This is a genomic window from Sphingomonas sp. SUN019 (genome assembly GCF_024758705.1).
Classification (GTDB): Bacteria; Pseudomonadota; Alphaproteobacteria; order Sphingomonadales; family Sphingomonadaceae; genus Sphingomonas.
In genome coordinates this window covers 1,519,597-1,533,601 of the sequence record NZ_CP096971.1, presented here as the reverse complement: position 1 = coordinate 1,533,601, position 14,005 = coordinate 1,519,597, and the positions used below count along the sequence as shown (strand labels likewise).

9 protein-coding genes are annotated in these 14,005 nt (G+C 65.7%); 3 read left to right on the top strand and 6 right to left on the bottom strand.

What is annotated here, in order from left to right; genetic code table 11:
* Window positions 1-115: 115 nt before the first annotated feature.
* On the bottom strand, window positions 116-3,892 hold the full coding sequence (locus M0208_RS07450; RefSeq protein ID WP_258891087.1) for a CHAT domain-containing protein: 3,777 nt from the start codon (window positions 3,890-3,892) through the stop codon (window positions 116-118).
* 327 nt (window positions 3,893-4,219) lie between these two features.
* On the opposite strand from M0208_RS07450, the gene M0208_RS07445 reads away from it, so the two are divergent.
* The 3 genes from M0208_RS07445 to M0208_RS07435 are packed head-to-tail and all read left to right on the top strand — an operon-like array spanning window position 4,220 to window position 7,117.
* The gene (locus tag M0208_RS07445; protein ID WP_258891086.1) at window positions 4,220-4,588 is read left to right on the top strand and encodes a hypothetical protein; all 369 of its coding nucleotides are present in this window, start codon (window positions 4,220-4,222) and stop codon (window positions 4,586-4,588) included.
* Entirely contained in the window at window positions 4,581-6,053 is a 1,473-nt protein-coding gene (locus M0208_RS07440) for a GMC family oxidoreductase N-terminal domain-containing protein (RefSeq protein ID WP_258891085.1), read from the top strand. The genes M0208_RS07445 and M0208_RS07440 overlap by 8 nt, the downstream gene beginning before the upstream one ends.
* Before the next feature lie 29 nt (window positions 6,054-6,082).
* Window positions 6,083-7,117, top strand: a complete 1,035-nt coding sequence (locus M0208_RS07435) for an NAD(P)-dependent oxidoreductase (RefSeq protein ID WP_258891084.1) — start codon at window positions 6,083-6,085, stop codon at window positions 7,115-7,117.
* Here M0208_RS07435 and M0208_RS07430 read toward each other — a convergent pair.
* From M0208_RS07430 to M0208_RS07410, 5 genes are all read right to left on the bottom strand, one after another.
* Window positions 7,101-7,841: an HAD family hydrolase gene (locus M0208_RS07430; RefSeq protein WP_258891083.1), complete on the bottom strand. Its 741-nt coding sequence runs from the start codon at window positions 7,839-7,841 to the stop codon at window positions 7,101-7,103. The genes M0208_RS07435 and M0208_RS07430 overlap by 17 nt on opposite strands.
* Before the next feature lie 12 nt (window positions 7,842-7,853).
* Window positions 7,854-8,846 (bottom strand): UbiA family prenyltransferase, encoded by a 993-nt coding sequence (locus M0208_RS07425; RefSeq protein ID WP_258891082.1) that lies wholly within the window; start codon window positions 8,844-8,846, stop codon window positions 7,854-7,856.
* A 2-nt stretch (window positions 8,847-8,848) separates the two neighbouring features.
* Window positions 8,849-10,435, bottom strand: coding sequence for a glycosyltransferase family 39 protein (locus M0208_RS07420; protein WP_258891081.1), 1,587 nt, complete (start codon window positions 10,433-10,435; stop codon window positions 8,849-8,851).
* Window positions 10,436-10,746: 311 nt separating this feature from the next.
* Complete coding sequence (locus M0208_RS07415; protein WP_258891080.1) at window positions 10,747-12,663, bottom strand: ribonucleoside-diphosphate reductase subunit alpha; 1,917 nt, start codon at window positions 12,661-12,663, stop codon at window positions 10,747-10,749.
* Between the two features lie 549 nt (window positions 12,664-13,212).
* Window positions 13,213-13,998 (bottom strand): MipA/OmpV family protein, encoded by a 786-nt coding sequence (locus M0208_RS07410; RefSeq protein WP_258891079.1) that lies wholly within the window; start codon window positions 13,996-13,998, stop codon window positions 13,213-13,215.
* Between the last annotated feature and the right edge of the window lie 7 nt (window positions 13,999-14,005).

The window sequence follows — 14,005 nt, the reverse complement described above, 5'->3', positions numbered from 1 at the left end:
CGGCGAGCGACCATTACGCCGCAAATCCGGTACTGCAAGCGCGGTGTCGCCGAACGGACACCGGCTTCCTCCGTTGCTCGCGCACGGCTGGCTTTTCGATGGCGGATTCGGCCGATCAGGACGCCATCCGCCACCGGGCCAGTTCGTCCTGCTCCCGCTCGCGCACGCTCGCGAAACCATGCACCAGATAGCGCATGAAGCGATGTTCGTTCCCCGCGTCGACATTCTGGTGCGCCGCCACCATGCCGTCGTAGAGATAGTCCTCGCACGCCAGGACGGAGAACCGGTTTCGCGTCGCGAGGACGCCCGACACCAGCGCGGCGGTCCAGGCGAGGTCGTCCGGCGACGCCCGTTCCACCGCGTCGAGGATCGCGATCCCGCGCGCGCCGAGCGCAGCCAGCCGCTCGGGAATCTCCTTGTATGCGCTCTCCCACGGCACCGCTTCGAGTTCCGCAAGGACCGAGGCCACCTCCGCATCGAAGCCGAGCACCTGCCGCCGCCACGGTTCGCCGCCGACGATTATCCTGTCGCTGGCGATATCGTCGATCAGCGCGGCAAGGGTTCCGGCCTGGCCCTCGGCCACATCCGCGGCCAGGAAGGTGGTGGCCTGATGCGACCAGAGCCACCAGGCCAGCGCGGTGATCATCGGCCGGGCGACGTCGAAGTCCGCATCCCCGATCGCGCCGATCGCGATGAGTTTGCGCGTCACGATCTCAGCATAGTCGCTCGCCTCCGCGGTGTCCTCGAAACGGTTGGGATGGCCTGCGATCACGGCGTTCCACAATATGTCGTCGGCGTCCTCCTCGACATCGCGCGGTTCGACCGGGCGGAACTCCATCTCCTGCGCCTGTTCGACCGCCAGCTTGACGTCGAAGAATGCGTCCACGCTGCCCGAATCGTCCGGGGGACCGTGGTGCTGCAATTCGAGCCCGCGCGCCGCCAGATCGTCTCGGCGCAGCGCCGAGCGCAACCGGGTGAGGGCCTGCGTCCAGCCGAAATTGTCGTTGTCGACGGCGTCGAGATGGGCGATCGCGTCGGCCATCCACGGCTTCATGTTGCGGTCGTCCTGCATGTCCATCGCGAACGAGGCGCGTATATAGCGGAGCATCGCCATGGCGCAGGGATGGTGCAGTTCGTCCGCGAGTTCGATCGCGTGGCCGATCGCGTCCATCCGGCACTCATACGGTTCGTCGGCGGTGACCTTGGCGAAACCGTTGACGAGATCGAGCGCGGCGGCCTCACGCCGTCCGCCGGTGAGGATCGAGTCGATCAGAGACTCGTCGTTCAGCGCCGCAAGCCGCGCATCGTCGTCCCGCCCGTCGAAATAGGCGTCGAGAAACGCGCCCACGGCGTCGGCCCCCTCCGCGGCCCCGCTTCCGAAGGCGCAATGATCGGCATCCCCGAAGAGGATGACGCTGGAAACAAGCGCGGGATGCCATTTTTCGGACACGCGCCGTCGTGCCGACAGGAGCGCCTGGCCCACGTTAAGCCCGAGCGCCTGGTCGTAGAATGCGAGTGCGACATCGGCGGATACCTCGTCCAGCACCGACCCGGTGTTCGCCATCACGGCGGGCGCGCCCAGTTCGGCGAGGGTAAAGGCCAGACCGCGCGCCTGCCCACCGCCGACATAGCGCGTGCGGCCGAGATCGCAGGTGCTGAGGTAGACGAACGGCATTGATCGCCGCGGCCGTGCGAGCAGATCGTCCACGGTCAGCCGGTCCTTTGGCGACAGCACGAGAAATTCGGTGCCCACCGCCTGCTCGCCATGCGCTGCGATATGGAGCGCATCGACCCACGGCAGGCGATCGATCACGAAATCGGCGGCTAGCCGTTCTTCCGGGATATCTGGCGCATCGATGCCGTGCGCGCGGAGCAGGTCTCCGACGCTCGCGCGTTCCGCTTCCGCGGCTGGCAACGGACGATCCGGATCGCCGTGCGGGGCGGCCAGAACGAGCGCCCGGCCGACCGACGGACGCGCGATGCGCGTGTCGAACGCCCGTGCGAGTTGCTTGAGCGATCCGTGCCTGACGACCACCGCCGAGGCGAGCAGATAGGCGTTCCCGTCGTGGATCATCTCCCACGGTTCGGACGCGTCCGAACCGCGGAAATCGGGCGCGAGGTGAAGGACTTCGGCCGCGGCGATCGCTTCGCGAACCGCCGTCGGCAATGCCCACCAGGCCGCCTCGGCCGGTTGGCGGACGGGGTCGAAAGTCTCACCGCCCGCCGAGAGTTCCTCCGGCGCGCCATCGACCGCGTCCGCCAGATCCGCGAACGCCGCGCTCAGCGCCGCGTCCTTTGGCTCCACCTGGATGCCGCGTTCGGTGACGAGGATGAAGAAGCCGGTCTCCGGCGTCGCGTCGTGCGAGATCACCGCCACCGCGCCGGCGCGCCCGGCGATTCCCTCCGCGGCGCGGGACAGCGTGTTTCCCAGGCGCGCGAAGCCCGCGCACAGTTCCTCGTTCGGTCCGTCGAGGGGCAGGTCTTTCGTCAGCCCGAGCGCCGACGGCAGGTCGACGACGCGCAACAGGTCTAGCAGGACCGACAGGGTCTGCAGGTCTTGTTCGGTCTCGATCCGTTGCTGCGCCAAACGGCGGCCGGCGACGGCGGCGATCAGCGGATCGAACTGGCTGCGATAGCGCAGGTCGTGCAGCGCCTCCGGGTCCGCGCGCCACGCCGCTTCGAACACCAGCAGGAACATATCGCTCATCGAGTCCGCGAAATCCTGATCTGCGTCTCCGACCGCCAGTTGCCGCGCGAACTCCCCGATCGCGAGCGCCTGGCCGACGGCGGACGCGGCCTGCCCGAGTATCTGGCCGACCGTCGCGTGGAGCAGCGCGACGGACCCGGCCGCGTCGCCGATCCGCGCCATGCTGTTCGCCTTTGCGATCCGGGTGACCAGCGCCCACAAGGCCACCATCGCGGGATCGGCCTGCACCTGGCTCAATTGCGTCAGCGAGGACCGCAGCGCCGGATCGAGGCCCTCCAGCATCGCGGCGGATCGCGCCATCACCTTGGCCGGGGCGTCCGTCGCCGCCTGCGTAAGGAACGCCCCGAATTCTTCTCCGCGTTCCGGATCGAGCCTCGACAGAGCTGGCAGCACGAGGATCGGATTGACCGCGGTCGCCAGGCCGTGGCGATCGATCGCGTCCCTCATCGTCGCCAATCCGTCGGCATCGGCCGCATTCGGATCGGTCCGGAAAGCCCCGAGCAGCGCCCGGACAAAGCTGTCGTCGAATTGCTGAAGCGCCATTGCCGCGATGCCGTCGCCGTGGCCGTCGAGCGTGCCGTCGTCGGCGGGACCGAATATCTGGTTGGTCCATGCGGTTGCGATCGTCGCGCGCGCCGACTCATTCTGCATCAACGGCGAGAGGAGGGAATCCGCCGCGCGGAAATCGGGGAGCGCCAGAATGTCCTCTCGTCCGTATTCCTGCAGTTCCGCGCGCAACAGAAAGGCGCGCGCCAGCAGGAATTGCGCCAGGAGATCTTCGTGCGGCGCGTCCCCCAGCCGCCGGATCGCCCGCCCGATGCTGTCGAGACCCGGCAGGCGCTCACCACCCAGTTTTCGCGTCTCGGCCATGAAGATATGCAGCAGCGCGGCGGGGGCGGGCACCGGCCGCAGTTCGGGCGCGACAAGATCGGCGTCCAGTCCGGAGCGTACCGCATCGGCGATGATCGCGGGCCAGCCGGCATTCCAGTTCGCCATGACGAACCGCACCGCCAGCTGCCGCGTCTCCGCCGCATAGGTCGAGTCGCGCTCGAGCATGTGGGCAAGCGCACGCGCCGCCCGGGCGAGCGCGTCCCTGTCCCGCCTGCCGGAGTGGAGAAATTCACCGAGCGCGGCGAAATGCTGGTCGACCCAGACGCGCGCCGCGCGGTTCCCGGGATATCGCATGACGCCACTTCCCTGAGGCCCGACCATCGTCCGATCCTGCGATTCGCATTATACTATGGATTTCCGTGGTGGCGAACGGGCGGACACGGCGAACAGGCGAACCAACAACGCGAGGAGGCCGCTACTATCAGGAATTGCCACCGACGCCCCTGAAGTGCCGTTCCACCTATTCCGATGCGCCACCGAACCGATCCTGCCCCCATTGCGGGCCGCCACCAAAGTCACGAACATGGCCGCTACTCGCAAGGACACCGCGATGGCCGTATGTCCCCCCACCGATCCGACAGCCCGGCGATCGCGCCCCTTCGGTTGTCTTCACACGTCGCGATGCTGCTGAACTTCGAACGCACCATCGCTGCGTTCGCCGACACCAAAGTACGGCAGCGGCGGGCGGGCGCCGAAAGCGCGCCGGGCGAAGCCGACGCGGTCGCGCAGTTCCTGATCGCGGTGCATGGACGCTTGCCCGATTATCTGCGGACGCCGTTCCACATCCTGACCCTGGTCTTCGACGCATGGTCGATCCCGCTTTCGGGCCAGCCGTTCCACAAGCTCGATCCGGCCCGGCGCGCCGCGCAGGTACGGGCATGGGAGGGGTCGCGGCTGGAGGTGCGGCGGCGTCTGATGGAGTTCTACGGCTCGCTCGCGCTGTTCGGGCTGTACTCCGAACTCTACGGCCGGGACTATCAATATGACTGATGCGAATGGCCCCGGCGCTGTCGGGTCGCGCCTGACCGCGGACGTGGTGGTCATCGGATCGGGTCCGGGGGGGGCGGTGACCGCGACACTATGCGCCGAGGCGGGCAAGTCGGTGTTGCTGGTCGAGGAGGGCGAGGATCTGCCGCTGGAATCCGCGCCGCATTTCTCGCGCGAGGAGATCATCCAGAAATACCGCAACGCCGGGATCAACATCGGGCTCGGCAAGGCCAAGCTCGCCTATGTCGAGGGGCGGTGCGTCGGCGGCGGGAGCGAAATCAATCGTGGCCTGTATCACCGCATCCCGGACTATGTGCTGGAAGGCTGGCGATCGCGTTTCGACGTCGCCGACCTGTCGCCGGAGGGCCTTGTCGCCCATTTCGACGCCTGCGAGGCCACCGCCCGGGTGGAATATCTGCCGGGCGAGGCGCCGCTGATCTCAACCCGGTTGCATGACGGCGCGATCAGCCTGGGATGGAATTCGATCGAGGTTCCCCGCCTTTATGCCTATGCCGATCAACGCAACGACGGCGCGCCTGGACGCAAGCAGTCTATGTCGGCGACCTTCGTGCCGCGCTTTCGCGACGCGGGCGGGCGATTGATCTCAAGCACGCTGATCAAGAGCGTGTCGCGCACGAACGGAAAATGGACCGTCCGGGGCAGCCACACCCCCGCCGGGCAGTCGGCCCGGGCGATCGAACTCTGCGCGACGACGGTGTTCGTGGCGTGCGGCGCGGTGCAGACGCCGGTGCTGCTGCGGCGGTCGGGAATCAAGCGCAATGTCGGCAACTCGCTGCGTTTCCACCCGATGTTGAAGGTGGTCGCGGAGTTCGACGAGGAGGTGAACCTTCCCGGCGAACTGGAGCCGGTCCACCAGATCAAGGAATTCGATCCGCGCTTCAGCATGGGATGTTCGATGAGCAAGCGACCCGCGCTGGCGATGGCGATGGCGGCGCATCCGGAGCGCATTTCCGAGGTTGACCGCAACTGGCGGCGGATGGCGATCTACTACGTTCAGAGCACCGGCGGCGTTGGGACCGTCCGGTGCCTGCCGGGATTTCGCGATCCGCTCGTCAGGGTCAGCCTGACCCCCGCCGATTTGGACGAACTCGCCGATGGGCTGCGGCGGCTGGCCGAGGTGCTGTTCGCGGCGGGCGCGGTGAAGGTGTATCCGAGCATCCCCGGTTACCCGATCCTCCGGTCGCCCGCCGACATCGGGACGCTGCCCGCAACGCTGTCGCCCGCACAGGCCAACGCCACCGCGCTTCACCTGTTCTCGTCCTGCCCGATGGGCGAGAACGAGGCGCTGTGCGCCGCCGATTCGTACGGCAAGGTGCATGGCGGCGACGGGCTGTACATCGCGGATTCGTCGCTGTTGTGCGGGCCGACGGTGGTCAATCCGCAGGGCACGGTGATGGCGATCGCGCACCGCAACGCGCTGAAGGCCATCAGCGACGGCTTTCGTTAGCTGAAGCGCGGCATGATCGGGAGGGGAATGTGAGACATTTGATCACCGGGGGCTCCGGGTTCATCGGTAACCTGACCGCGCGCCGCCTGCGCGAGCGCGGCGACGAGGTACGCATCCTGGACATCTGGGAGGATTCATCGCGTCCCGCGGACATCCGGTTCTTCAACAGTTCGGTGCTGGACCGCGATGGCGTGGCGGCAGCGATGGAGGGGGTGGACATGGTCCACCACAATGCCGCCCTGGTGGCGCAAACCGACGCCGGCAAAGAATATTGGAACGTGAACGTCGAAGGTACGAGGATCGTGACCGAAGAGGCGGCCAAGGCGGGCGTGTCGCGGCTGGTGCACGTCAGCTCGACTGCGGCCTACGGCATCCCCCCCAAGGGGGCGATCACCGCGGACACGCCGCTGCGCCCGGTCGAACCCTATGGCAAATCGAAGCTGGCGGGCGAGCAGATCGCGGAAGAATTGTGTGAAAAGAACGGCATCTCGCTCATCACCATCCGGCCGCGCGCCACGCTCGGCGCGGGGCGTCTGGGCATATTCCAGATCCTGTTCGAATGGATCAAGGACAACCGCAACGTTTATGTGATCGGCAGCGGCGACATCAAGTTCCAGTTCGTTCATGCTCACGACCTGATGGATTTCTATATGCTGGCGATGGATGCCGGGAAGTGCGGCACCTACAATGTCGGCACCGACGATTTCGGCACGTTGCGCGGCGATCTGGAGGGGCTGATCGATCATGCGCGAAGCCGGTCGAAGGTCAGGAGCCTGCCCGAAGCGCTGACCATCAACACGCTGCGCGCGCTGCACGCGCTGCGTGTCTCGCCGCTCGTGCCGTGGCATTATCTTACCTATCACAAGGAATGTTATTTCGATGTCGCGCCGCTGCTCGAACTCGGCTGGCGACCACGATATTCCAATGCGCTGATGCTGCGGGAGAGCTATGATTCCTACGTGGCGGGCGTCGATCGCGCGCCGGTGGTGGGCGCGGTCGCGGGCTCTCCGCATCGGTCGCCGCTCGGGCAGGGCGCGCTGTGGATCGTCAAGCAGTTTTCGTGACGCCCAGCGGGCCGACGCCGCGGGGCGGCGCGCCGAGCAGCGGGCGGAACAGCGCGTCGCCGAACGATCCGAAACAGTCGACGCCGGCGTGCGGACGGCGCGACAGGATCAGCGCGCGCATCCCGGCCCGCGCCGCCACCGCTCCATCGCGATCCACACGATCGCCGATCAGCACCGCGCGCCGCGGATCGACCTCGGCCAGCCGCATCAGCTTGTCGAGGCCGGTCGTATCGGGCTTCAGCCTGGCCACATCGGGATCGGTCGCGGCGACGATGAAATCGGCGCGCAGGCCAAGCGCGGCGAGTTTGTCCGCGGCGGGATAGTCGGACAGGATCCCGATCCTTCGGCCGGTGCGGGCGATCGCGCCGAACAATTGCTCGATCCCGGGCCGCCGGCAGGCTGCTAGGTAAGGCAACGGGCGCTGTTCCATCCATTCGGCAACCAATGCGCGCACCCTGGCCGCCTCGCATCCGCGCCGCGCGGCGGGAATTTCATACTGAGTCGAAAGGAAGTCGCCCGCCTGCGTATCGGCCAGCATCTCGCGGGTATGGCGAAACGCGCGCAGCGTCAGCACCGTGTCGAGGCTTCGGTCGCGGGCGCTCGCGCGGAGGAGTTCCATCAGCATCCGCGCGCGCAGTTTCTTCTGGTCGTACAGCGTCCCATCCATGTCGAAGACGACCAGATCGATTTCGTCCCAATCGAGCGAAGCGTTGAAGGACGGCATGGCCCGGAGCGATCAATTGAGCCGGATCAGATAGGGCGTGGAGAGTTGTTCGAGATCGGGAACGTCGATGAAGGTCGCGAGCACCACCGTGAGCACCGCCAGACCCGTCGCCGCCACCAGCCGTTTCGACCGGAACAGCCGTTCGGGCCGCTGCGCCACCGACCCCTGCCGGAACGCCAGCCACAGATAGATTGCGAACAACGCCGCGATGAAGGGAAAGGCCAGGATATATTCGACGCGGTATTTGATGAGGAAGACCGCCATGAAGAAGGCGGAAAGCATCGCGTAGAAGAAGCATGATACGGTGAGGTTCTCGCTCGTGTATTTCCGGAACGACTTGCGGTAGAGATGCAGCGTCTCGACGCCCTGTCCGGCGACGACGTCGCGATATTCGGACAGGCGCTTCGCCCCCATCAGAAATGCTCCGCCCGACCAGTAAGCGAGCAACAGGCTGCTGGGGGGCAATGTCGCCGGAACCACCATCGCCCAGCCCAATATCAGGCGGATCGGGTTGTTCACCGATTCGCTGATTACATCGAGAAAGACCCGATCCTTCGTCCGGATCGGCGAGACATTGTACAGGATGCCCGACAATACGAACATCGCCGAGGCGACGAAGAACATCCCGCCCAGCGGATAGGCCAGCGCAAGGCCGGACAGCGCCAGCACAGCATATTCCAAGTACACTAGCGCCGGTGAGAGCGCCCTGTGTACGGCGGTGCGTTGCGATTTGACCGGGTGGAACGCGTCGAACGATCGATCCAGCCATTCGTTTATCGTGTAGTTTGCCGACGCGATCAGCACCGCGCTGGCGAAACCCAGCAAGATCGACAGCGCCGAGAAATTATCCAGCGCCGGATTGAAGACGAATGCCAGCACCAGACCGGGTATGATGAAGACGTGCTTCGTCATGTGATCGAAGCGCGCGATCGCTATGTAGTCCTTGAAAGACGCGCGTTCAAGCGGGGCCGCGGAGGGCGGGGCGGCGAGTTCGTTCGCGTTCATTGCTATCCCCCCTGCGGTCGATTGTCCGGCGGTGGCGCTTGTCCCGCGCGCGGCGGGGACGCCGGTCCGTAGATCCGGCCGTCGGGTTCGCGCCGGATCAGCGCGGGGCGGAGCGCGCGGACGACCTCCGCCTCGGTCATCGTGTAGAAGCGCCAGTCCACGCCATCTAGGAAGACGATGTATCCGTTGCCCGCGGCCAGGCTGCGGCGCATCCTCTCGATGACGTCGCGCACCGTGTTGGCGGGGTCTTCGCGACCGGTTCGCGGATGGGTCTTCATCGGGATGAAGGCGGTCTTTCGCGGGGTGAGGTAATTCAGCGCGTCCGGCGCGTTGCTGAAGATCACGGCGTCGGCGGGCAGCGCGGCGACCGCGCCGACGACCGGCGAACTCGTCCATTCGACCCCCGAATAGCCGATGCCGCGGACGTAATTCTCGCGGGTGCGGTCGGTGGTCCGGACCAGATGGCTGGCGATGACCAGCGTCGCCAGAACCGCTAGCGTCCAGAGGACCAGCCGGTTCGGGTGCGTCGACGACCAGGACGCAGCGGCGCAGATGCCGACGATCGTCAGCGCGATGTAGAGCGGCAGCACGTAGCGGCCATCGAAGGTGAGATTGGCTTCGATGCTGATCGCAAGAACCATGAACGGGATGTACGCGGCGACGAACAGCGCCCAGATCACGGGAATCGCCTGATCGCCCGGGCTGTCGCCGCTCGCGACTGTGCCCAGCACCCTTCGACCGTGTCGGACGGCCAGCCACCCGACGACGCCGGTGACGCCGAAAAGAAACGCGATGCGCGCCGCTGCGGGGATCTGTCCCGGCAGCAGGAAGGTGGAAAGTGCTTCCACACCGCCCCACCAGACCGAGAAATCGGCATTGCCGTTGAACGCGAATGCGCGCCCGGTGGATCGCCCGGTGGTCAGTTCGCTGACGATGGCCCAGCCAAGGAAGATGACGCCGCTGACCACGGCGAGCACGCCGATGTCGATGAACCGGCGGCGGAGCGCACGGCGCGGATCGAACAGCAGGACCGCGGCCATCGCGATCGCCATCGGCGCGGCGGTGAAGCGCACCAGCATCGCCAGCCCAAGCGCCAAGCCGCACGCCAGCAACCAGCCGTTTCTCCCGCTTTCGAGGTACTCGAGAAACGACAGCACGACGACGAGCAGCGCGAACAGGAATACCGCTTCCGACATGGCGACCGCGTGCAGGCCGACGAATTGCGGCGACAGGACGATCAGCGCGGTGCCGGCAGCGGCGTAGGCGGGCTTGCCCGCGCCGCGGAGCAAGGTGCTCCATAACAGCCATGTGTTGGCCGCGACGAACACCAGCGCCAGCGCCCTCGCGCCACTGAGAAAGGACGTGCCCGACGCCCTGATCAGATCGAGCAGCCATGTGTAGAGCGGAGCGTCGTAGGACATCGGCCCCAGCCGCATGTAGCGGGTGGTGTCGGGCAACACGCCGATGCCGCGATGGGTATTGAGCAGGAAGATGACGATGGATGCGGAAACGAACAATATCCCGATCATCCAGGTCGAGAGCCTGACGCCTGTTCCAGCCCTGACCCCGAGTATCCCGGCTTCCGCCATCGGCCCGCTCCCGAAGGACGTAGGAATTCGACGACCCAGATTGTCCGTTGTGACCCGCCCGCATCCGTCGGAACCGCGCGGCGAACCGCGCACGTCCCTAAGGTACCGTCCTGGAACTAGGTCGGATTAACCGTCTTCAGACACTGCTCTTGTGGATTAGCGGATGACTATTTCTGGGTGTCATCGATCGCGCCGGAACGCAGTGCGGCCCGTACCGACCCGGATGTCGGTACGGTTCATGCGAAATGGCGGGCGGATCGTGGATCGCCCGCCAGCCTCGCGGCCGGTCTAGGTTCTGGCGGCGCGTCCCGTCACTGACACGCCAGGCATTCGTCGTAATCGGTGGTCGCGAATTCGTATTTCGGCTTGTCGATCGTATTGTCCGCCTCGACTCCGCCGGCGAACCCGGCGCGCTGGACCGATTTCGAGCGGAGGTAATAGAGCGACTTGATGCCCAGTTCCCACGCGCGGAAGTGGAGCATCAGGAGATCCCATTTCTCGACATCGGCGGGGATGAACAGGTTCAGCGACTGCGCCTGATCGATGTACGGCGTGCGATCGCCCGCCAGTTCGAGCAACCAGCGCTGGTCGATCTCGAAGCTGGTCTTGTAGCAATCCTTTTCTTCCGGCGTGAGGAAGTCGAGGTGCTGGACGCTGCCGCCCATCTCGAGGATCGAATTCCATACGGCGTCGGAATTCTTGCTCTTTTCCTTGAGCAGTTTCTCCAGATACGGATTCTTGACGCTGAACGAGCCCGACAGCGTCTTGTGCGTGTAGATGTTCGCCGGGATCGGCTCGATGCACGCGCTGGTGCCGCCGCAGATGATGCTGATCGAGGCGGTCGGGGCGATCGCCATCTTGCAGCTGAACCGCTCCATCGCGCCGGTGTCGGCGGCGTCGGGGCAGGGGCCGCGTTCGATCGCGAGCTGCATCGAGGCCTCGTCGGCCTGCGCCTTGATGTGCTTGAACATCCGAAGGTTCCACGACTTCGCCATCGCGCCCTCGAACGGCAGGCCGCGCGCCTGGAGGAAGGAGTGGAAACCCATGACGCCGAGGCCGACCGAGCGTTCGCGGCTTGCCGAATAGGCGGCGCGCTCCATGCCCGGTTCGTGACGGTCGATGTAATCCTGCAGGACATTATCGAGGAAGCGCATCACGTCCTCGATGAAGCCCTTTTCGTCCTTCCACTCGTCCCAGGTTTCCAGGTTGAGCGACGAGAGGCAGCACACTGCGGTGCGATCGTTGCCGAGATGGTCGCGGCCCGTGGGCAGCGTGATCTCGCTGCACAGGTTCGAGGTCGACACCTTCAGGCCCAGCTCGCGGTGATGCTTGGGCATGTTCGAATTCACATGGTCGGCGAAGACGATGTAGGGCTCGCCGGTCTGGAGCCGGGTCTCGACCAGCTTCTGGAACAGCGAGCGCGCGTCGAGCGTGGCGCGGATCGCATTGTCCTTGGGACTACGCAGATGCCATTCGTCGCCGTTGCGCACCGCCTCCATGAACGCGTCGGTGATGAGTACGCCGTGGTGCAGGTTCAGCGCCTTGCGGTTGAAGTCGCCCGACGGTTTGCGGATTTCGAGGAATTCCTCGATCTCGGGGTGGTTGATGTCGAGATAGACCGCGGCCGACCCACGGCGCAGCGACCCCTGGCTGATCGCCAGCGTCAGCGAATCCATCACGCGGACGAACGGGATGATGCCGCTGGTCTTGCCGTTGAGGCCGACCGGCTCGCCGATGCCACGGACGTTGCCCCAATAGGTGCCGATCCCGCCACCGCGCGACGCGAGCCAGACATTCTCGTTCCAGGTGTCGACGATGCCGTTCAGGCTGTCGGGGACGGAGTTCAGATAGCAGCTGATCGGCAGGCCGCGCCCGGTGCCGCCGTTCGACAGTACCGGCGTCGCGGGCATGAACCACAATTTCGATATGTAATCGTACAGCCGCTGCGCGTGCGCGGCATCGTCGGCATAGGCCGAGGCGACGCGGACGAAGAGATCCTGATAGGTCTCGCCCGGCAGCAGATAGCGGTCGTTCAGCGTGTCCTTGCCGAAATCGGTCAGCAGCGCGTCGCGCGAATGATCGACATCGACCGGGTAGGGGGTCGCGATTCGCTTCGATCCCACGCCTTCGCCGGCGTTCGTTCCGGGGGTAGCGGAACCAGTGCCGCTGTCGCTGGCCGTTAGTGCGTCGGTTGCCATATTCGCCTCGTTCGCGTCCCTGAAGTCCATCGTCTCGCTCCCCCGCCGTGCCCGGCTACGTTCCCGGTCCGTTCGAATCGGGGGCGAACCCCCATCCTATACGAGGCGCATCCATCGGGTGAGAACAAAATGCGCCCGCACCCTCACCGAAAGGGCGCAAAAAGGCATTGCCGCGATATAGGGTCGCGACGGTTGTTCTACCAGCGATTGGGTTCGCCCCCGAACTCAACCCCAACAGATTGTGCCAAAGTGTCGGGGGCCGCAAGACGGTAAATGATGGGTTGACGCCACGGTTCGTCGCATCGGTGATTCGTTTCGTCGTGGTGAAAATTCACGACGCGCGGACTTCCGCCGCGTTCAGAGAATACAAGGGAACGGGCCGGGAACAAAAATATTTTGGAGCGCGCGAGGTGCGTCCATGCACGACACCTACTCCTCCCCTGCAAGGGGAGGTGGCAGCGCGCAGCGCTGACGGAGGGGTGTTACCCTATAGAGAGGTCGACACCCCTCCGGCGCTACGCGCCACCTCCCCTTGCAGGGGAGGATTAAACGTAAGTGCGAACTTGAACGAGTTCGACTCTAATCGCGGACCGCGCCGAAGGTGTAGCTGAGGGCGATGCCGCCCGACACCTGGTTGCGCGAACCGAAACGGCGGACGACGGGCGAATCGCCCGCGTCCTCAACCAGCCGGTCGTATTTCACAAAGCCAAGCGCGCCGATGCGTGGCGTGAACTGATACATCAGGGCGGTGGTGGCGCCGGCCGCTTGCAGGCCGCCATCGGGGCGATACGCGGGCAGACCGGCCGCTGCGGCATCGGCAGGCGCGATGCCGAAATAGGCGCGCTGATAACGGCCGTCGGTCAACGTCACGCGCGGCCCGATCGAGAAAACCCAATTGTCGCCGTCGCGCGCGATATAGTCCGCGCTGAGGTTCGCGACGAAACCGTCATGTCCGCTGACAGCCTGCCGCGCCTCGGCCCGCACACGCACCGCGGGGATAAGCTGATATTGCGCATAACCGCCGAGTTCGACGCCGAAACCGACCTTCGGCAGCGCGCCGTCGGTGTCCTTGCGCGAACGCTTTCCTTCGAAGCCGAGCGATCCACCGGCCGAAAAGCCGTTCGCCGACACCAGTTTCAGATTGAAGCTTTCGTCCGGCGCTTCGAACGCGAACGGATCGTCGCCACGGGCGCGCGCGACCGAGATGTAGGGAGACAGGGTAACGCTCGACGATCCCGGATAGTCGGGCGAGAGCTGCGGTCCCAGGATGACGCGAGTCCGACGCGGGCTATCGTCGTCCTGTGCGTGCGCGGGTGCAGCGGACACGATGACGAGCGATGCGGCGGCGAGAGCGAGGATTTTCATACGCTTG